This is a genomic window from Sporosarcina sp. FSL K6-5500 (assembly GCF_038005665.1).
Taxonomy (GTDB): Bacteria; Bacillota; Bacilli; order Bacillales_A; family Planococcaceae; genus Sporosarcina; species Sporosarcina psychrophila.
The window spans coordinates 16,141-37,674 of record NZ_JBBOTP010000001.1; the positions used below are offsets into that span (position 1 = coordinate 16,141).

The window sequence follows — 21,534 nt, forward strand, 5'->3', positions numbered from 1 at the left end:
TCACCCTTTCTTAGGTCTGAGCTTTTCTTTCAATTCATGGATGTATTGCAGTGCCTGGAACGGTGTCATATTAAGTAGATCAGCATCGTTCAGATTAGTCAGCACATCTTGCTCTTCTGCCGACAAGGTAACCTGCTCATCGTGTTGAATATCAAAAAAGTTCAATTGCGTTGGTTCATCTTCATGAACCGTTCGTTTTTCCACATTTTCAAATGTAGTGAGTAATGTTTTTGCTCGGTTGAGAAGCGATTCGGGTAGACCTGCAAGATCCGCAACGTAAATTCCGTAACTTTTATCAGCCGGCCCCGCCATCACTTTATGGAGAAAGACGACTTTTCCATCCTGTTCCATTGCAGCGACATGAACATTTTCAAGTCGAGATAGTTCATTATCTAAATTGGTCAGCTCATGATAATGGGTAGAAAACAGTGTATTCGCTCCAATTTCATTGTGAATATGTTCCATCATCGCCTGCGCTAATGCCATACCATCATATGTTGAAGTACCGCGTCCGATTTCATCAAAAAGGAGAAGACTTTGTGCAGTTGCATTTGCGATTGCGAATTGAGATTCCATCATTTCCATCATAAACGTACTTTGTCCTGAAGCTAGGTCATCCGCTGCACCAATTCTTGTGAATATTTGATCGGTAACAGGAAGTGACGCCTGATCGCAAGGTACGTAGCAGCCAATCTGCGCCATCACGACAATGAGCGCTACTTGCCGCATGTATGTACTTTTACCGGACATATTTGGTCCCGTGATAAGCAACATATTCGCTTCATCAGTCAATTTGCAGTTATTAGGAACATAAAGAGAATGGTCAATCATCTTTTCAACGACCGGATGACGCCCGTTCTTGATTTCCAATGCTTTTCCAACGTGAAATACTGGTTTTACGTAGTTACGCTTTTCCGAAACCGCTGCGAATGAAAGAAGGACATCCAGTTCGCTTAAGACACTTGCAAGATGCTGAATATGCCTAATATGTGTTTTCATGGAATCCCGAACCTTACTGAATAACTGATACTCTAGCTCTAGTCCTCCCGCTTCCGCATTGAGGATAAGATCTTCCTTCTCTTTTAGCTCAGGAGTTATGTAACGTTCAGCATTCGCAAGCGTCTGCTTTCTTTCATATCGTTCCAAATCGGCAAGGTGGATATTGGATTTCGTAATCTCTATATAATAGCCGAATATTCTGTTGTATCCTATTTTTAACGATTTAATGCCTGTCCGCTCGCGTTCCTCGCGTTCAAGTTCTGCAAGCCACGCCTTACCATTTTTTGAAGCATCACGGTATTGGTCAAGTTTTTCATCGTAGCCATCCTTGATGATGCCGCCTTCTTTAACGGATAGTGGCGGATTTTCAGCAATTGCTAGTTCAAGAATGTGTAGCGCTTCTTCGCAACCGTCAATTCGTTCGGAAAACTGATTTAGTAACGGTCTTTCTGATTCATGAAGTGCTTTTTTGATGTTTGGGACACGACGGAGTGAGTTACGAAGTTGTGCAAGATCCCTTCCACTCGCACTTCCCATTGAAATTCGCCCAGCGAGTCTCTCTAAATCGTATACTTCTTTTAGGCTTGTCTTCAATTCATCCCGCAGAAAAAACTCTTCAATAAGTTCAGTTACTGCATCCAGTCGATTTTCAATGGCTCTTTTCTCAGCTAATGGCTGATGAATCCACATTTTTAATTTACGGGCGCCCATCGCTGTAACAGTCTCGTCAAGCAACCAGTAAAGCGTGCCATCCTTGCTACCATTGCGAATTGATTGGATGAGTTCCAGATTACGCATTGAATTGGCATCAATGGATAGTTTCGTTTGTTTCTGGATAAATTCGAATGGACGTATATGATCGAGTGCCGTTTTCTGTGTGCGCCTAACATAAGATACAAGCATGCTACATGCTTCCTTGACCTCGTTCGGAATTGCACCAAAAAGATTCTCCATTTCGAACTGTTCCTCGCCATACTCGATGGACAATACAATACTGCGTTTCGCCATGCTATCACTGAGAGCGAGATGCAGTCCTTCATCGACAACGACTTCTTTCATACCCAGTGCCTCGATTTCGGCAATCAGCGTCCGCTCGTCGCCTTCCACAGACTCCACTTTACCTTCACCAGTTGCTAGGTCAAGATATGCGAGTGCATACTTATTGCCATCAATAATGTCAGCCGATCCGATGAAATGATTCGTGTTCGCATCAATTGTTTTTCCTTCAGTCATCGTACCAGGGGTAATGATTTTAACGACTTCCCTTTTGACGATGCCTTTTGCTTCTTTTGGATCTTCCGTCTGCTCACAAATAGCCACTTTATGCCCTTTACGTACGAGCGTTTCTATATAACCTGCAGCCGCATGATAGGGTACACCGCACATCGGAATCCGATCTCGACTCCCAGAATCCCGACTGGTTAATGTAATTTCAAGAATTTGAGATGCTTCTTCCGCATCCGTGAAAAACAGTTCATAGAAATCGCCTAATCTAAAAAACAGAAAGGCATCTTTATGTTCCGATTTCACTTTTAAATATTGTTGGATCATTGGTGTGTGTGTTGTCATTTTTTAACCTCGCTACAAATTCTATTTTTTATTATTATAACAAACTTGGGCAACGAAGAGCCCAAGTTCTGCGTGATTTTTACGGTCTTCAAAAATCTAAGCAAATACCGGACAACGAAGAGTCCGGTATTTGTGTAATTGCAACTTCGTAATTCAAATGGCAACATTTCGATTCTAACTGCAACTCCACCGTTCTAATTGCAACTTTACGATTCTAACCGCAACTTCACCGCTCTAATCTCAACTTTGCATTTCTAATGGCAACTTCACGATTCTAATCTCAACTACACATTTATCATCATAAACTTCGGCTATGAAGGGTGCGTACCTGCACACCCACGGAATCCATCAAAAAGAAAAAAAGCCGGTAGTGTTTGCCGGCTCTCAAAATGACGATGATTCTCTACCTTGTTTCTGACTATGCCCTTGATCACTGCCCCGCACTTGCGCTTGCTCATGTCCTGGACTGTGGTCATGATCATGTGATGATGATTCATCACGGAATGACCATTCCTCTTCAAAACTTTGTGGATGTACCGTAATACAGACTTTTGTTTCGCCAACAACTTCTGCCATCAATTCTCGTTCGATCGTAATACAGAACTTCTCACCACATTCCGAAATAACCGCTTCTGTACAGTTCGGATGCTGGATAACATCAACGATGACTTCTTCATGCCCAGATGTCGGTTCGTCTCGATAATGCAAACGAATCCGGTCCTTGTAAGGAATTGACTCTGTAAACACAGATGTCTTTGAATGTTCTTGATGGGAATACCAAACATTGACGTCGAACTTACCGGTAACTTCGATGAATTTACCGACCTTTTTCGCCTGATGTGTATGGTTGATGACCCAACATCCGAGTATACTCGTCGGACTATTTGGCGGCTTCAGTGTCACAGTCGTCTCAGTCCGCTTCTTCCCCTTGGCAATAACCGTCTTCGTCACGATCTGACGTAAATTTTTCAGTTCGATTCCTCCTCCATTCGCTTCAATCCATCTTATGCAACAGAAGCCCAGAGAGTGAGAAAAATCGGCAGGAAATATTTTCCCACCGATTGGTATACTTACTTATAGTTTTTCATATGTCGTATTTTTTATATAAGAACCCGTTTCTCCACGTCTTACATCGCCATCTGTCGCTTTGATGATTTCATCTGTGACAGTGTTTGCGATTGTGTTCGATACAAGTTGAAGTAAATCATTCACTTCGCCTTGTGATTGTTTAAATTCCTGAACAATAGGAACTTCGTCAATATCACCTTGGATTTTTTCGATTTTACCTTCAATGATACCCAACGCTCTTTCTTTTCCGTACTGTTGGAAATTGACTGCCTGCTTTTGCAATGATTTTAGACTTGCAATGTTTTCACGGATTTTTTGATTTTCATTAATTTGCTCTTCTGCCCGCTTGAAAAACTCCACTTGTTCTGTGTTCGCAATCATTACTGCGATCTCGCGTGCTTTTGCGATAATTTCATCTTTCGAATATAACTTTTCCATTATGACATCACCTTTTCCTTTTCTACTACGCCGATAAACTCACCGTCGAGTGACCATGTTTTGGCCTCTATTATTTTCACATTAACTATTTTACCAATTACAGATTGGGGTGCTTTGAAATTGACGAGTTTGCTCTTCTCCGTATATCCAGCGAGAACTTCCGGATTACGCTTACTTTCGCCTTCAACAAGTACCTCAACGATTTTACCTTTGTAAGGTTTCATCGCTTCTGCGGATAATTCATTGACGACTTTATTTAATCGCTGTAAACGCTCTTTTTTCACGTCCATCGGAATATTGTCAGCCATTTTTGCAGCCGGCGTGCCATCCCGTGGCGAATAAATGTACGTGTAAGCAATATCGAAACCAACTTCCCTGTACAAGGATACTGTCTCTTCGAATTGCTCGTCCGTTTCATTCGGGAATCCAACGATAATATCCGTCGTTAATGTAACGTTCGGTATCGCTTTTTTAATTTTCCCCACGAGCTCAAGATAATGTTCACGCGAATATTTTCGCGCCATAATTTTCAAAATGTCGCTGGAACCCGATTGAACGGGAAGGTGAATATGATCGACTAGATTGCCGCCCTTCGCCAGCACTTCGATTAGATGGTCATCGAAATCACGGGGATGGCTAGTTGTGAAACGGATTCTCGGTATGTCGATTTTGCTTAAATCATCCATTAAATCGCCAAAACGATAACTCGTCTCGTCAAAATCTTTTCCGTACGCATTAACGTTCTGACCAAGCAATGTAATTTCCTTATAGCCCTCTGCCGCTAACTGCCGTACTTCCTGGATAATATCTTGCGGACGTCTGCTTCGTTCCTTGCCCCTCGTGTATGGCACGATGCAATACGTACAAAACTTGTCGCAGCCATACATAATGTTGACCCAAGCCTTAATGTTTCCGTGACGGACTTTTGGAAGGTTCTCAATAATATCACCTTCTTTTGACCACACTTCTATGACCATTTCTTTTGATAAATAGGCCTCATTTAAAATATGGGGTAACCTGTGGATGTTATGTGTTCCGAAAATCATATCAACCTGATCATACTTTTTAAGAATTTTATTCACAACTGATTCTTCTTGCGACATACAACCACATACACCGATTAAGACGTCAGGATTTCTTCTTTTCAACGATTGTAAATGACCTAGCTCCCCAAACACTTTGTTTTCGGCATTTTCACGAATGGCACATGTATTGAGCAACACGACATTCGCATCCTCAACGGTGTCTGTCGGTTCATATCCAAGGCCTATTAAAATACCAGCAATCACTTCTGTGTCATGTTCATTCATTTGGCAACCATATGTCCGTATATAAAACTTCCGATTCGCCCCCATTTCACGGAAACGCTCGTCAATTTCAAAGTTATCGTAGTAAGCGATTTCTTCTTTGCCACGTTTTTTAGCGTCTTTCAAAGAAGGCGGTGCGTAGGCTGTCTGAAAATAGTGGCTATAGTCCTTGTCAGCAGTTTTTGCTAGTTTCGGCTTCACTAGTCCTTCATTCAATCGCTGTTCCTCGTTCATTTAACTTGTCCCCTTTCATACAAAGCCTTGGGAATTTTAACGTATGATTTCATTATACTTAATTGTTGACCACCTGTACAAGAAGTCAAAGCTTTGTCGGTTGTTTGTCACAGTTATGAAAAGCGGAAGGCGCCGTTTTAGACGCGACAGGCATAAGACGGAACGGCGAAGCGGCGTTCTTTGCCGCATAGCTGGGCTGGCTTTCAAGGAACCCAGCCTAAGTGCGCCGCGTCCTGCGGCAACAGCTGCGTGACTCACATCCTGTTAGCCTCCGAGCGTCTGGCGCCTGAAGCCTAGACACCATTCAAAGCTAAAAACTTAGTCTTATCTTCAAAAAAAGAACTTTCTCTCGTGATACAACTAAAAGACCACAGGAAATTAACTTATCCTGTGGTCTTGACTCTTTCTAATTTACATATTACGCTGTCGTTTTTCAACAAGTAATTTCAATGCTGTACGTCCTTCACCGTTAATCTCGATATCAGTGAAAGCGGGTGCACAGATGAGATCTCCGCCACTTGGAGCGACGAATCCACGTGCAATTGCAATTGCCTTTATTGCCTGATTTAAGGCACCAGCACCTACTGCCTGCATTTCTGCGTATCCCTGGTCCCGGATAACTGCAACGAGTGCTCCTGCAACAGAATTCGGATTCGAGCGAGATGATACTTTCAATGGGTTCAACATGATTCCTCCTTATTTTTCGGTGTCTATGGATCGGAAATCTCCATAAACCATCCTATGATTCGGAGGTGATGTTTAGACGCATGTCAGCCTTTGAATGTACGGTCAGCATTGATGGCAACACGTTCAACTCTGATAGCTTTTCCTGTTTCATCATCTAATACTGCAAAAAGTCCGTTCAATTGGGTACGTCCTGATTTAGGAACTTCAAAACGAACTGGTAAATTCGTACGGAAACGATAGATGACGTCTTCTTTTTTCATACCCAGGATTTCATCGTAAGGGCCAGTCATGCCGGCGTCAGTTAAATAGGCTGTTCCACCTGGCAGAATGCGGTCATCCGCTGTTTGGACATGCGTATGCGTTCCTACAACAACAGATGCCTTCCCATCAAGATGCCAACCCATTGCGATTTTTTCACTTGTCGCTTCGGCGTGGAAATCAACGAAGACAAGCGGAGAAATCTCTCTTGCTTCCGCTACCAATTCCTCTGCCTTTTCAAACGGATCGCCGTGCGGAGGTAAAAATGTCCGGCCATGCAAATTGATGATAGATAATGTCACACCATTACGTGAAATTGTCGTCATCCCTTTACCAGGTGCTTCATCTGAAAAGTTCGCAGGACGGATAAGGTAATCTGTATCATCGATAAAATCGTAAATCTCTTTTTGGTCCCATGTATGATTACCCATTGTTACAACATCTACTCCAGCACGGAGCAGGTCATCGAATATCGCTTTTGTGATTCCTCTCCCGGCTGCTGCATTTTCCCCGTTCGCAATAATAACATCAGGGTTATACTTCCTTTTGAGTCGTGGTAAATAGTCAAATACCATATCTCGTCCTAGCGATCCTACAATATCACCTATAAATAATACTCTCATAAAATAATCTCTCCCAATAGAAAAAGAGGCTCCCGGACCGAAATGCACGGAAACCCCCTTTTCTTTATTTTGCGTATTCGACCGCCCGTGTCTCACGGATGACCGTTACTTTAATATGTCCTGGATAATCGAGCTCTTCTTCAATCCGTTTCCGGATATCTCGTGCTAGACGATGGGCTGTTATATCATCGATTTGGTCTGGGCGGACAATAATTCGAACTTCGCGTCCTGCCTGGATGGCAAATGATTTCTCCACACCGTCGTACGATTCAGAAATCTCTTCAAGTTTTTTCAGTCTGCGGATATAATTTTCAAGCGTTTCACTGCGCGCTCCTGGTCTTGCAGCGGATAATGCATCTGCTGCTGCAACCAATACGGCAATGACTGATGTCGCTTCAGTATCCCCATGATGGGATGCGATACTGTTAATAACAACAGGATGTTCTTTGTATTTCGTTGCAAGTTCAACACCAATTTCAACGTGACTTCCTTCTACTTCATGGTCAATCGCTTTTCCGATATCATGAAGGAGTCCAGCACGTCGTGCAAGCGTAACATCTTCTCCAAGTTCTGCCGCCAATAAACCTGCTAGATAAGCAACTTCTGTTGAATGCTTCAAGACGTTTTGGCCATAACTTGTGCGGAAACGCAATCTTCCGATGATTTTAATAAGATCTGGGTGTAGATTATGAATGCCAATATCGAAAGTTGTCTGTTCTCCAGTTTCGCGGATGAGTTCATCCACTTCACGTCTCGATTTATCAACCATCTCTTCAATGCGTGCTGGGTGAATTCGTCCATCTTGTACAAGTTTCTCTAATGCAAGTCGTGCAGTTTCCCGACGTACCGGATCAAAGCCTGACAAGATGACCGCTTCTGGAGTATCGTCGATTATTAGGTCAATTCCTGTCAACGTTTCGAGTGTTCGGATATTACGTCCTTCACGACCGATAATACGGCCCTTCATTTCATCGTTCGGTAGATTAACTACCGACACAGTCGTTTCAGCAACGTGGTCTGCTGCAAAACGTTGTAAAGCGATGGAAAGGATTTCACGCGATTTTTTATCCGATTCCTCTTTTGCTCGTTGCTCTGACTCTTTTGTCATTACAGCGATATCTGTAGCAAGTTCTTTCTCCACTTCACTAAGGATGAGCCTTTTCGCCTCATCACGTGTCAGTGATGATATCTTTTCAAGTTCAGTTTTCTGAACCGAAACAAGTTCTTCCGCTTTTTGTTCCATCTGTTCGATATGCTGTTGTCTTCCGGTAAGCGCTTCTTCTTTGCGCTCCAGACCTGCGTCTCTTTTATTGAGAGCTTCATCTTTACGGTCATGATTTTCTTCCCGTTGCAAAAGACGGCTTTCTTGTTTTTGCAGTTCCGCCCTTCGTTCACGGATCTCTGATTCCGCTTCAATTCTCAGTTTGTGAGTTTCATCCTTCGCTTCTAGTAGTGCCTCTTTTTTAAGAGCATCCGCTTCACGCTTCGCCTCTTCGACGATTTGTTCTGCCGTAAATTTGGCACCACTCACTTTTGAATCGTTCACTTTCTTATTAAAGAAATAGGTAACAACGGCACCAACGAGCAGACCGAGCAAAGCGGAGATAATCAATCCTAATGACATCCAGGTCACCTCCTCTTGCTATTCTTTTCATTTTCAGTCGGCTCATATATCAACGTACAACATACTGCCAAATTCATTTCAATGGAATGAAATTATACAATTCTAATTGTATCTATGTAAATTTGACATGTCAAGGATACACAGGTCTTTGAGACACATTATTCTTGGAATAATAATAGTTTTTTCGGAGAATATATAAAAACCGATCACGCCCTACTAAGAGGACGAATCGGCTTTTTGTCTAACTTATTCTTCACCAAGTAGCAGTTCCAACTCTTCGTCTTCGTCTACTTCATGAGCACCAATCACATAGTTTGAGCTTGCAAGTCCATATGATTCACGAATTTTGTTGGCGATTTCCGAACGGATATCCGGGTTTTCTTTCAAGAATTGTTTCGAATTCTCTCGTCCCTGTCCGAGTCGTTCTCCTTCATAGGAATACCAAGATCCACTCTTCTGGACAACTTCGGCTTCGGCACCAAGGTCGATAATTTCTCCTTCTCGGGAAATTCCTTCTCCGTACATAATATCAACTTCCGCTGTTTTAAACGGAGGTGCAACTTTATTTTTCACAACGCGGATTCGTGTTTTATTTCCCACTATGTCATTGCCTTGTTTAATCGCTTCTCCACGTCTTACATCTAGGCGTACTGAAGAGTAGAATTTCAATGCGCGCCCGCCTGGAGTTACTTCAGGGCTTCCGAACATAACGCCGACTTTTTCACGGATTTGGTTAATGAATATCGCGATTGTGTTTGACTTATTAATGGCGCCGGAAAGTTTACGCAATGCTTGTGACATAAGACGGGCTTGTAACCCGATATGCGAATCTCCCATCTCGCCTTCAATCTCTGCTTTAGGTACAAGCGCAGCAACGGAGTCCACGACAAAAATATCAACTGCCCCGCTTCGTACAAGCGCTTCAGCGATTTCAAGCGCTTGCTCTCCCGTGTCAGGCTGAGAAAGTAATAATTCATCGATATTAACGCCTAACTTACGCGCATAAATCGGATCGAGCGCATGTTCAGCATCGATGAATGCAGCAGTTCCTCCAGCTGCTTGTACTTCTGCAATGGCATGAAGGGCAACAGTCGTTTTACCAGAACTTTCAGGTCCGTATATTTCAATGACACGGCCGCGTGGATATCCGCCTATGCCGAGTGCAGCATCAAGAGCAAGGGAGCCCGTAGAAGAAGTTTCAACTTCCAGGTTTGTTTTTTCACCCAGTTTCATAATAGATCCTTTACCAAACTGCTTTTCTATTTGTTTTAACGCCATTTCTAAGGCGGCTTTACGATCGCTCAATTTATTTCCTCCCTCAAGGTAATGTTTCTGTTTTTCTTACTACCTCTAGTATACTCCTTTAATGAGAAATACTCAATCAAAAAGCGAACATTTATTCGATTAATTTTCTCGAATTAAATATATAAGTGAGAATACCTGGGTGTTTAACATTTTTAATTGAGAAAACGGCTTAAATCTTAACTTTGGCCTTCTTTTGTAGTTAGGTGTTTAATCAGATAATAGAGCGCAAATCTTGCTGCTCTGAGACGGTTTGCGTTTCTTGAACCCGATAGTAACAACTTAAATGTCTCTGTCTCTGCATTCGTAGAAGCGATACCAATCCACACAGTGCCGACTGGCTTCCCATCATGTGGATCTGGGCCAGCCGCACCTGTTAAACCAATTCCAATATCCGATTTGAACGTTCGTTTCACGTTTTCCGCAAGGGCAGCCGCGCATTCTGCACTGACGACACCATACTCCGCAAGTAGGGACTGCTCAATACCAAGTTGTTCTACTTTCGATTTCTCATTGTAGACGACAATGCCACCTTCTAGTGACGAACTAATCCCTGGTTCACCGGCCAGTTCTGCCATAAATAGACCTGCCGTCAGACTTTCCGCAGCAGCTATTGTCCAACCGTTTCGAATGAGAAGTTCTGCAGCTTTGGATGCCAATGTATCATCATCAGTTCCGTAGATGTAGTCTCCAACTAGTAAACGTATCTCCTCTTCTATAGGCGCAATCAGCTTCAACGCTGCATCGGTCGTTTTTGCTTTTGCAGTGAGGCGCAATGTGACCGCGTCAGCTGTTGCCAGCGGAGCAACTGTCGGATTCGTTTGTTTTTCCAAAATAGATTGAATCCGGTGTTCAAGCTCCGCCTCCCCAATACCGTAAAACTTCAGAACTCGCGATGTGATAACTTCCTGTTTGCCAGTAACACCTAACAAATAAGGAATCGCCTCATCCGTAAACATCGGCTCCATTTCATGCGGTGGACCTGGGAGAAGGATATAGCGTACTTCATCCTTTTCAACAGCCATTCCGGGTGCCATTCCTTTTCGGTTTGCTAAGACTTTCGCGCCTTTAAACACTAGTGCCTGTTTCTTATTATTCTCCGTCATAACCCTACCGCTACGTTCGAAATATTGCTGAATATAAAGAAGTGCCTCGTCGTCGCTGACTAATGTTGTACCGATATGTTTCACGATGGTTTCTTTTGTCATGTCATCTTTCGTCGGTCCAAGTCCGCCTGTAAAGATTAGAATATCTGCACGTTTCATTGCAATTTCAATCACTTCATCCAAACGATCCGGGTTGTCGCCCACAACCGTCTGATAATGAACATCGATACCAATTTCTGCGAGTTTTAACGAAATGAATTTAGCGTTCGTATTCGTAATTTGTCCAAGTAATAACTCTGAGCCAATTGCAATAATTTCTGCCTTCATAGCTACTCATCCCCTTACATTGAATCAACCAGTACACGTCTGTTTTTATAGAAGTAATCGAAACCTGACCAAATTGTAAAGAAGAGCGCGATGTAAAGCATGATGACACCGAATGGTACACCAATCGACTCGAAAAATATATTATTCAACAACAGCGAAGTAATGGCTAAGATTTGTGCCACCGTTTTAATTTTCCCGAGCTGGTTGGCCGCTACGACTTCCCCGCCGCCTGCAAGGATAAGCCTAAGACCCGTCACAGCGAATTCCCGGCTAATAATAATGATGACAATCCATGACGGTGCTATTCCAAGTTCAACAAGTATGATCAAAGCAGCAGAAACAAGCAATTTGTCCGCCAGCGGATCCAAAAATTTCCCCATATTGGTAACAAGATTATTTTTCCGAGCGATATACCCATCAAGCCAATCTGTTATAGATGCAATAATAAAAATAAGTCCACCGATTAAATGTTCTTTCATCATTTCTGTACCAGCGATAGTTATAGTGCCCAATTTAAAATCAACTAGCATGAAAACCATAAAAACTGGAATGAGCAGAACGCGTGATACGGTTATTTTGTTTGGCAAATTCATAAAATACACCTTTCCTTTCAAAGAAAATAGTCATCTAAAGTAGATGACTATTACTCTTTCTTGTATTCAATCATAATATTTTGTGGAACAGTATCCTGTGGTGGCACACCGTATTCAAGTAACACACCGTTGACATATATTTCTGTAGACTTAGGACGCCCAACACGGATTCGTACAGATTCGGTAGCCGTCACATCAAATTCAATCGATTCCCCTGCTACCATAATACGTGCAGGTGTCATCCATTCTTTTCCGGAATTATCTTTTACACCAATCCAAGATCCCCCGGTTAAACGGATTTCAAGTTTGAACGATTCTGCTCCAGTTAGTCCGTACACTGATGTTTCTCCGCTTGCGCTTTCAAAAGCTAAAGTCTGTTCCGGTTTTTCCGGTTCTACCTCTTCCTCCACAGGCTTTTCTTCTACTTTTTCCGTGTCTTTCTTAGGAGGAGTTGGTTTACTATTTTCCATTATTACCGGTTGATTCGTTTCGACGCCATTCACATCATCTTTCTTGCCAGATGACCCTTGATAGAGGGTCCAAATAACAACCACGATAACTATAATAAATAAAGCGACGATGATTTTCGGCATCATTTCATTTAACTGATCATTATTTCTTAAACCTCTTTTACGTGTCAATGTCGACGAAGCACGCTGACCCGCCTCTTCCTCGGATGGCACTTCAGGAGACGTATTTTTATACATAGATAGCATTTCATCAGAATCTAGACCTACTGCCTCTGCATATTGTTTGATGAATGCCCGTACATAAAAAGATCCAGGCATCATGCTGTAATCTTCATTTTCGATACCGGAGAGGTACCGTTTCTGTATTTTCGTTATTGACTGTAAATCATCCAATGTAAATCCTTTAGCCATTCTCGCCTGCTTGAGACGATCACCTAATCCGGTCACCAAAAACACCTGCCTATCAGAAGTTGAATAAACCCGATCCATCCGTTATTCCATGGTCGGACATCATATGGTTTTTTTCCATCATTTCATATGTAATTTCTTGATCTGGTTCTGTTCTTAATTCAATAATATAATCAAAGTCTTCAATACTGTATTCCGAATGCTGAACAAACATATCCGGATGCTCCACAACTTTTATAGAGGGCATTCGCATCATTTCCCTGACAAGTTGCATGTGACGTTCGTCCTCCGCCTTACGCGTAACGATACCGTCCAAGATGAAAATATTATCTTTTGAAAACTCATCGCCCGCTAAGTTTTTCCGCAACGTTTGCTTAATCATCGTCGACGAAAGGAATATCCACTTTTTATTAGCACAAACACTTGCCGCTACGACTGATTCCGTCTTCCCTACTCGTGGCATCCCGCGAACACCAATCAATTTATGGCCTTCCTGTTTGAATATTTCAGCCATGAAATCAACAAGAATCCCAAGGTCATTTCGAAGGAAACGGAACGTTTTCCTTTCGTCTGCATCACGCTGTATATAACGTCCGTGCCTGACCGCTAGAATATCGCGCAACTTTGGCTCACGGATTTTTATTACATGAATCGTTTCCATCGTCTCGGCGATTTGTTCAAAACGCGCTATCTGGTCGTCGTTGTCAGTTCGTAGCAGCATTCCACGATGTCCGCCATCAACACCATTAATTGTAACAATGTTCACGCGCAACATTCCGAGCAACGACGAAATATCACCCAGAAGGCCAGGCCGGTTAACCTGAATTTCATATTCAAGATACCATTCACCCATCAGACACACACTCCTTTGTCCTTTTTTTTGAACACGCACTACTATATGACGCACAAGAAGTAATATAGTTCTATGATAGCTGATTAAATGCATTATGAAAAGGAAAAAGGGGATTGTTTTAATCCCCTTCCCCAATCAATTACATTGCGTACAAATTTTGAATTGCGCTTGCATGCCTCCATGATGCAGGTATGCTACGGGGAGGGATTGAACTACATCCCCCCTTGTTGCCTTTCCACGCACTTCAAAATTCGTGCTATCACCGGAGGCTTAAACTGAATTAAGTTAAATATACCAGCCGCCGTTCACTTTCATAATTTCACCTGTCATATAATCCGCCTTGCCGCTTAACAGGAAATTAACTGCTTCAGCGACATGTGCTGGTGTCCCGGAACTCATAAGTGGTATTTCATCGATAACCATCTGTCGTTCATCTAATGGTATGTCACTATTCATTCGCGTTTCTATCCACCCAGGTGCCACAGCGTTGACGCGTATTCCTGAAAAGGCGGCTTCTTTCGCGTATGCTTTCACAAATGCGTGTTGCGCCCCCTTCACAGCGGAGTACATCACTTCTCCTGCCGCCCCCGTATTACCCCATATCGAGCCAATCATGACAACGTACGATTGCTCAAACTTGCGTAATTGTGGAGATACCAGACTTATAAATCGTGCGGGGTTTTGTACATGGACTTTCCATAGTGCATCCATGTCTTCAGTGCTTGTTTCCGTCAACAGTTTCATCATCGATTGCCCATTTGCAACAACAACAGCACTAATAGTACGAACTTGTTGGACGAGTAATTCTGCTCCATCTTGTGCACTGAAATCTGCTTGGACTGTTTTAAAACTCAATTGCGGATAGGTCATACTCAGTTCCTGCTTCAAAAGAGTAGCATGTGCAGCATTTTCATTGTAATGAAGGAATAGCGACCAGCCTGCAGCCGCTAATGTTCGACTAATCGCATCGCCTATTCCACCTGATGCACCAAGTACAACGCAGTATTTCTGTTCCGTCATTCTGCCTTATCAGCTGGAACAATTGAATAGACCGTATAACCGCTTTCATCCGAAAACGTTTGGAATGCATCTTTCAAGTTTTCGAGCGTTAATTTCTCAAGTGTTGGAACAACATCGAACAAATTCATGTTGTTAAACGTATAGCGAGTAAACTGGTTGGCGATAAACTCCGGAGAATTCAAAGAACGCATGAATTGACCAATTTTCTTTTTCCTCATTCGATTAAGTTCCAAGTCCGTGATTGGCCATGTTTCAACGGTGTTTTTCACAGTTGTTCGGATTGCTTTTTCGAGTTGTTCCGGCTGGTCTGTATCAGAACCAATCATTGCGAAACCGAAGCCATTCTCCATTGTAAAATCATAAGAAAACGACTCATCAATAAGTCCATCATTATACGTTTCTGTATAGAATTCGGATGATCTGCCAAACAGGATATCCAGAACTAGACCCGCTGAAAGTTCCTGAATGAGCATCTCTTCTCCATCAATATCTGTATTAGTACATTTCATACCAATATTCAATTTCGGCTTCGATACGTCCATTGCAAGCTTCCGCTCAGTGATTGCTGCGGTATCCTTTTCAGTAGGGAAACTACGTACAATTTCTGCAGGATCATCGAATGTTTTTGCATCTTGATTTTTCTTGATGAATGCCATCATCTCTTCCGGATCAACAGCACCTACAACGAAAAGCACCATGTTGGACGGATGATAGAACGTTTCATAGCATTCATACAAATAGTCCGCCGTGATATCTTGAATCGATGCGACCGTACCAGCGATATCAATTTTCACGGGATGTTCATGAAACAGGTTTTCGATCGTACCGAAATAGAGACGCCAATCCGGCTGATCATCATACATCGTTATTTCCTGGGCAATAATACCCTTCTCTTTATCAACAGTCTTTTCCGTGAAGTACGGCTCCTGTACAAAATCAAGAAGAATTTCAGTATTGTCATATAATTTATCCGTAGCAGAGAACAAATATGCAGTTCGTGTGAATGATGTAAACGCATTGGCAGATGCACCGTGCACACTAAACTTTTGGAATACGTCCCCATCTTCTTTTTCGAACATTTTATGCTCAAGGAAATGGGCAATGCCATCAGGAACTGTCACTTCCTCTGTTTTTCCACGCGGGATAAATGTCCGGTCGATTGAACCATATTTAGTCGTGAACGTCACGAATGTTTTCGAAAATCCACGTTTCGGTAAAATATAGACGTCCAAACCATTGTCGAGTTTTTCATTATATAATGTTTCCTGTAAATTATCGAAGTGAATATTCTTCATCATTAATTAGCCTCCTTGCCCGATAACAGATAGACGATTTCTAGTTTAATTTCAGATGCCATATTTTTAACATCGTCTTTTGTAACGGATTCCCAGCCTGCAATGATTGTATCTGCTGTGAAATTTTCATCCAGCTCTTTGTATTGATCAAATACTTCAATCTGTCCTCTTGCAGAATCAAACGCACTTTTAATACCGTTAGCAAGTAAGGCTTTTGTCTGTTCCATTTCAAGGTCTGTAATTTCACCTTGTTGAAGTGCAGTAAGTTGTTCACTAATAAGTTTTACGGCTTTTTCTTCCAGTTCAGCATCAATTCCCGCCATTACATAGAGAAGTCCATAATGCGAAGAATAGGAACTAGATGCGTAATACGCCATGCTTTCTTTTTCACGGACGTTAATGAAAAGCTTACTATGCGCAAAACCGCCGAAAACTCCGTTTGTCATTTGCATTTTCGCATAATCAGGGTGACGGAATGTAACTGGAGTGGTGAAGCCTAAATGGAGTTTTCCTTGTTTCATGTCTTGTTTTTCGCGAACATGACGGACTTCCCTTTCTTGAGTCGCCGTTTGTTGTGTAGCAGTTTGACGTTCATGCACTTTACGGCTATTGAATGTTAATAGTGACCTGATTTTTTCTGTCATTTCATCTTCGTCAATGTCACCGACAACGTAGATATCAATTTCATCTTCGTTTAGCATACTTTCGTATGCTGCAAATAGGTCTGCAGATGTAAGTGCATCTACATCCTCTTCCGTTCCATATGACGGTGCAGATGCGGCGCTATCGGGACGTAATAATTCAAGCATACGCTTTTGAGCATAACGTGTCTTGTCATCGTAAAGCGAACGAATTCGCTCTTTCACTGACCTTTTTTCACGGTTAACAACTGTTTCATCGAACTGTCCGTCCACGACATTCGGGTCAAAAATGACTGTTTTGATCAAGCTTAGTACTTCTTCAAGCACGCCACCTTCAGATAGATATTCGTCATTTACACATTCAGCTGATAGAGACACGATATGCGTTTCTCCACGTTTTCCAGCATCTGTGTACAATACTGTTCCGTATAATTCATCTAACGCATTGCGGAACTCAGTTTGTGACCTGTATCGACCGTTAGATTCTTCTAAAATATTCGCCAATACTGCGCGAGGAGCCGATTTCTTTTCATCAAGAGCCGTTTTCCACTTGACCGAGAAATTGACAGTTTTGAACTGTTCTGACTTGCGGATATATAATGTGACGCCCTCTTGTAGCTCAACTTTTTTGAACATATAAACACCTCTGTTTTAGTTAATATGCGGAATCCTCACTTCACTATACATTCCATAAGTCAAAAGATGCAAATAAACTAGCGGATGCATCGTAACTTATATGAAATATCGTATGCTGAAGGCCCAAAAATGCCCCTAAGTCCAACGTAACAGACTATCGGGGCATTTTCACTTTTTAACGATTTCCTTTGATATACGGTTGTCCACTCGCTTTTGGTGCATTTGCTCTTCCAATGAATCCTGCTAGCGCAAGAATGGTTAATGCATACGGCAAAATGTGGAAATAAACAGCCGGAACATTTTCCAAGTACGATATGCTTGATGAACTGATAGCAAGTGCTTGTGCGAAACCAAAGAACAATGCAGCTCCCATTGCACCAATCGGATGCCATTTACCAAAGATCATTGCAGCAAGTGCCATGAATCCTTGTCCGTTAATTGTCGCATGACTGAAATCATTCGTCATTGTTTGAGAATAGATAGCGCCACCAATACCAGCAAGACCACCTGAAATGATAACCGCAATATAGCGAATTTTAGTTACGTTGATGCCCATTGTATCAGCAGCCATCGGGTGTTCCCCAACCGACCTTAGACGAAGACCAAATGGTGTTTTATAAATGATGAACCAAGCTAAAAAAGCAAGGCCAATTGCCAATATCGATGAACCATAAATCCCAGTGAAAAACATTGGTCCGATAACCGGAATGTCATGTAAAATTGGAACGTTGAAACGCGGAATGCTTTGTTGGATGAAATCCGTCTGTCCTTTGTCAAAAATCATTTTTACAGAGAACAAAGCAATAGCAATCCCTAGCATGTTAATGGCAACCCCTGATACTACTTGGTCAGCACGGAATGTAATCGATGCGACCGCGTGCATAATGGAGAAGATTGCGGAAACAACCATTGCTACAAGTAAGGCAAGCCATGGTGTCCAAGAACCAAATGTATCGGCATAAGTTAGATTGAATATAATTCCGATAAAAGCACCCATTACCATGAGTCCTTCAAGCCCAATGTTAACTACACCTGCACGTTCCGAGAACACGCCTCCGATTGCAGTGAAAATAAGAGGGGCAGCGTATGAAATGGTTAACGGAATGATGAAATAAATTATCTCAAGAAAACTCATATCATTTTGCCTCCTTTTTCTTTTTCATCTTGCTAAGAAGAACACGGATGATATAGCCCGATGCAACAAAGAATATGATAAGTGCAATTACAATTGAAACAATTTCAACTGGCACCCCTGCCTCATTCGGCATATTTCCGGCTCCGTATTTTAACGAACCAAACAAGGATGCCCCGAAGATAACACCTATTGGCGTATTAGCACCTAATAGTGCAACTGCAATCCCGTCAAACCCAATACCTGTGAATGCACTACGCGTCACCATATTACCAAATGTCCCAAGAGCTTCCATCGCTCCTCCAAGCCCTGCAAAAGCGCCAGAAACAACCATTGAAAGAATAATGTTCTTTTTCACATTCATTCCCGCATATTGAGAAGCATGGTCGTTAAATCCGACCGATTTTAGCTCATATCCAGTTTTCGTTTTCTCCAAAATGAACCACATAACTGCAACCATCGCCAGTGCGACAAAGATTCCGTAGTGCAATGTAGAGAAGTCAGTTAGATTAGATAAGAATTCTGAACGTAACGATGCCGTCTGGTGGATTTTTTCTGTCTTATATCCACCTTCAGAAACCGCTTTTATCAACGCATTTACTGTATGAAGTGCGATGTAGTTCATCATTATTGTAACAATAACTTCGTGTACATGAAGCGTTGCTTTTAAAATACCTGGAATCAGTCCCCATAGTGCTCCTGCTAATGCTGCTGCAATAAGGGCAAGTGGTAAGTGGATAAATTTCGGTAATTCAAATGCCATACCGACATATGCCGCTGCAAACCAACCAACAATCAATTGTCCTTCTACCCCAATATTGAAAAGCCCTGAACGGAATGCAAATGCAACCGCAAGACCCGCTAGTATATAAGGGCTTATTTGCCTGATTGTTTCTCCGATAGAATACATATCCCCGAAGATCCCTTTCCATAACGCGATATAGCCAGCAACCGGATCGTATCCGCTGAACCACATTACGGCTGCTCCCACTAACAATCCCAAAATAATCGAGATGATGGGTACCAGTATATTTACAAACCTATTCGACATGGTTATCATCACCTTCTTTCAGCGTAACAGCGCCCTTGTCCCTGGAGTGTCCTGCCATAAGAAGGCCGAGTTGCTGCTCTGTTGTTTCCGTTGGAATAACTGTATCAACGATTTCTCCGTCATAAATAACTGCAATACGGTCAGAAACGTTCATGACCTCATCTAGTTCAAATGAAATGAGAAGAACTGCTTTTCCATTATCACGTTGTTCAATTAACTTTTTATGAATGAATTCAATTGCACCAACATCAAGACCACGTGTTGGAAGTGCTGCAATCAGTAATTCCGGGTTACGATCTACTTCTCGTCCAATAATAAGTTTTTGCTGATTACCGCCTGAAAGCGAACGGACTAACTCATGCTCACCTTGTGTCCGCACGTCAAACATGTCGATGATTTCTTTTGCTTTCTTAGATACGAGTTTATAATTCATAATGCCTTTTTTGGATAAAGGTTCTTTGTAATACGTTTGCAACGCCACATTATAGCCAACAGTGAAATCGAGAACAAGGCCATGCTTATGGCGGTCTTGCGGAATATGACCGAGACCGGATTCTGTTATTTCACGTGGCTTTTTCCCAGTTACATCCTTTGAATCTATGAAAATTTTTCCACTTTTCACTTTACGAAGACCCGCGATTGCCTCAATCAATTCTGACTGTCCATTGCCGTCAATTCCCGCGATTCCTACGATTTCACCTTTACGAACGGATAGATTTAACCCTTTCACTTTCGGTATACCGCGATAATCTTCAACAACTAGGTTTTCTACATGGAGAACTTCTTCGGCCGGATAGGACGGCCCTTTTTCCGTTTTAAATGTTACTTGACGTCCTACCATCAATGTTGCTAGCTCTTCCGGATTTGTTTCTGAAGTAATAACTGTTCCAATCCCTTTACCTTTGCGGATAACCGTCACCCGATCGGAGACATCCATTATTTCCTGAAGTTTGTGTGTGATGATGATAATCGATTTTCCTTCTTCAATCAGTTTCTTCATAATTGAAATTAATTCCGTGATTTCTTGCGGTGTCAAAGATGCAGTCGGTTCATCGAAAATAAGAATTTCTGCTCCACGATAAAGCGTTTTCAAAATTTCTACCCGCTGTTGCATACCGACCGATATATCTTCGATCTTTGCATAAGGATCTACATCAAGTCCATATAATTGCGAAATCTCGGCCACTTTTTTTGCAGCGTCTTTAACGTTGATCATGCCCATTTTTTTCGGTTCATTACCCAGAATAATATTTTCAGTGACAGTTAGATTTTCAACAAGCATGAAATGTTGGTGAACCATTCCGATCCCCAATCTGTTCGCGACGTTCGGATCTGTAATAGCCGTCGCTGTTCCTCGTACCCGAATTTCTCCACCTTCGGGTTGATAAAGCCCAAACAGCACATTCATTAACGTAGATTTCCCTGCTCCGTTCTCGCCTAATAAAGCATGGATTTCACCTTTTTCAAGCTGAAGCGTAATATCGTCGTTCGCAACAAAATTACCGAACTCTTTTCGAATATTCAACATTTCAATAACATATTCCACTGGGTCCACTCCCTCGCGTCTGCGTATGTAAGAATCAATCACGCCTCGGTGTGATTGCGTCAAGATTTTGAATTGAGCTTTTGCTCTCTACAAAATCTGTGACATCCGCCGGAGGCTTTGGGTTACAATTCAGCAGGGGTTTGAACCCCCACTGAATTGTAGGCTTCGTTTGCATTCATCTCGCCATTTATAGAAGTGGGAGACTTCTGTTGCTGACACTTCGCTTTCAGTACAAAAAAATTGCTGAATGAAGTTAAATTAACAGAAGAAAAGAAACCTCGAACGGCATCTTTTCTTCTAGTAATTTAAAGGAGAATCATGGAGACCGAAATAAATCGGCCTTCATG

At 42.2% G+C, this 21,534-nt stretch carries 18 protein-coding genes; all 18 read right to left on the reverse strand.

All coding sequences use genetic code 11. The features are described from left to right. A complete protein-coding gene (mutS, locus tag MKX62_RS00090; RefSeq protein WP_340740379.1) occupies positions 1-2,568 on the reverse strand; it encodes a DNA mismatch repair protein MutS in 2,568 nt (855 codons plus the stop codon). 384 nt (positions 2,569-2,952) lie between these two features. Further along, a complete protein-coding gene (cotE, locus tag MKX62_RS00095) occupies positions 2,953-3,519 on the reverse strand; it encodes an outer spore coat protein CotE (protein WP_231885693.1) in 567 nt (188 codons plus the stop codon). 123 nt (positions 3,520-3,642) lie between these two features. Beyond that, positions 3,643-4,074 carry a RicAFT regulatory complex protein RicA family protein gene (locus MKX62_RS00100; protein ID WP_067211076.1) on the reverse strand — a complete coding sequence of 144 codons (432 nt, stop codon included), beginning with the start codon at positions 4,072-4,074 and terminating at the stop codon, positions 3,643-3,645. Further along, positions 4,074-5,615, reverse strand: coding sequence for a tRNA (N6-isopentenyl adenosine(37)-C2)-methylthiotransferase MiaB (gene miaB / locus MKX62_RS00105; RefSeq protein WP_340740380.1), 1,542 nt, complete (start codon positions 5,613-5,615; stop codon positions 4,074-4,076). The genes MKX62_RS00100 and miaB overlap by 1 nt, the downstream gene beginning before the upstream one ends. Positions 5,616-6,026: 411 nt before the next feature. After that, positions 6,027-6,299: a stage V sporulation protein S gene (locus tag MKX62_RS00110; RefSeq protein ID WP_067211081.1), complete on the reverse strand. Its 273-nt coding sequence runs from the start codon at positions 6,297-6,299 to the stop codon at positions 6,027-6,029. 86 nt (positions 6,300-6,385) lie between these two features. Then, complete coding sequence (locus MKX62_RS00115) at positions 6,386-7,183, reverse strand: TIGR00282 family metallophosphoesterase (RefSeq protein ID WP_067214009.1); 798 nt, start codon at positions 7,181-7,183, stop codon at positions 6,386-6,388. A 64-nt stretch (positions 7,184-7,247) separates the two neighbouring features. After that, positions 7,248-8,807 (reverse strand): ribonuclease Y, encoded by a 1,560-nt coding sequence (gene rny, locus MKX62_RS00120; protein WP_067211083.1) that lies wholly within the window; start codon positions 8,805-8,807, stop codon positions 7,248-7,250. 246 nt (positions 8,808-9,053) lie between these two features. Next, entirely contained in the window at positions 9,054-10,112 is a 1,059-nt protein-coding gene (gene recA / locus MKX62_RS00125) for a recombinase RecA (protein ID WP_067211085.1), read from the reverse strand. A 176-nt stretch (positions 10,113-10,288) separates the two neighbouring features. After that, positions 10,289-11,542: a competence/damage-inducible protein A gene (locus tag MKX62_RS00130; protein ID WP_340740381.1), complete on the reverse strand. Its 1,254-nt coding sequence runs from the start codon at positions 11,540-11,542 to the stop codon at positions 10,289-10,291. Between the two features lie 14 nt (positions 11,543-11,556). Next, entirely contained in the window at positions 11,557-12,135 is a 579-nt protein-coding gene (gene pgsA / locus MKX62_RS00135) for a CDP-diacylglycerol--glycerol-3-phosphate 3-phosphatidyltransferase (protein ID WP_067211090.1), read from the reverse strand. 50 nt (positions 12,136-12,185) lie between these two features. Next, positions 12,186-13,052 carry a helix-turn-helix domain-containing protein gene (locus MKX62_RS00140; protein ID WP_340740382.1) on the reverse strand — a complete coding sequence of 289 codons (867 nt, stop codon included), beginning with the start codon at positions 13,050-13,052 and terminating at the stop codon, positions 12,186-12,188. A gap of 16 nt (positions 13,053-13,068) precedes the next feature. Next, the gene (locus tag MKX62_RS00145; protein WP_067211096.1) at positions 13,069-13,866 is read right to left on the reverse strand and encodes a DUF3388 domain-containing protein; all 798 of its coding nucleotides are present in this window, start codon (positions 13,864-13,866) and stop codon (positions 13,069-13,071) included. Positions 13,867-14,151: 285 nt separating this feature from the next. Then, a complete protein-coding gene (ymfI, locus tag MKX62_RS00150) occupies positions 14,152-14,886 on the reverse strand; it encodes an elongation factor P 5-aminopentanone reductase (protein WP_067211097.1) in 735 nt (244 codons plus the stop codon). Next, positions 14,883-16,181 (reverse strand): EF-P 5-aminopentanol modification-associated protein YfmH, encoded by a 1,299-nt coding sequence (gene yfmH / locus MKX62_RS00155; protein ID WP_067214010.1) that lies wholly within the window; start codon positions 16,179-16,181, stop codon positions 14,883-14,885. Before yfmH ends, ymfI begins: the two co-directional genes overlap by 4 nt. 2 nt (positions 16,182-16,183) lie before the next feature. After that, on the reverse strand, positions 16,184-17,458 hold the full coding sequence (gene yfmF, locus MKX62_RS00160; protein WP_187045360.1) for an EF-P 5-aminopentanol modification-associated protein YfmF: 1,275 nt from the start codon (positions 17,456-17,458) through the stop codon (positions 16,184-16,186). Between the two features lie 175 nt (positions 17,459-17,633). Continuing rightward, positions 17,634-18,593: an ABC transporter permease gene (locus MKX62_RS00165; RefSeq protein ID WP_338655906.1), complete on the reverse strand. Its 960-nt coding sequence runs from the start codon at positions 18,591-18,593 to the stop codon at positions 17,634-17,636. Between the two features lies 1 nt (position 18,594). Continuing rightward, the gene (locus tag MKX62_RS00170; protein WP_187045362.1) at positions 18,595-19,641 is read right to left on the reverse strand and encodes an ABC transporter permease; all 1,047 of its coding nucleotides are present in this window, start codon (positions 19,639-19,641) and stop codon (positions 18,595-18,597) included. Beyond that, on the reverse strand, positions 19,631-21,187 hold the full coding sequence (locus tag MKX62_RS00175) for an ABC transporter ATP-binding protein (RefSeq protein WP_187045363.1): 1,557 nt from the start codon (positions 21,185-21,187) through the stop codon (positions 19,631-19,633). The genes MKX62_RS00170 and MKX62_RS00175 overlap by 11 nt, the downstream gene beginning before the upstream one ends. Positions 21,188-21,534: the final 347 nt, after the last annotated feature.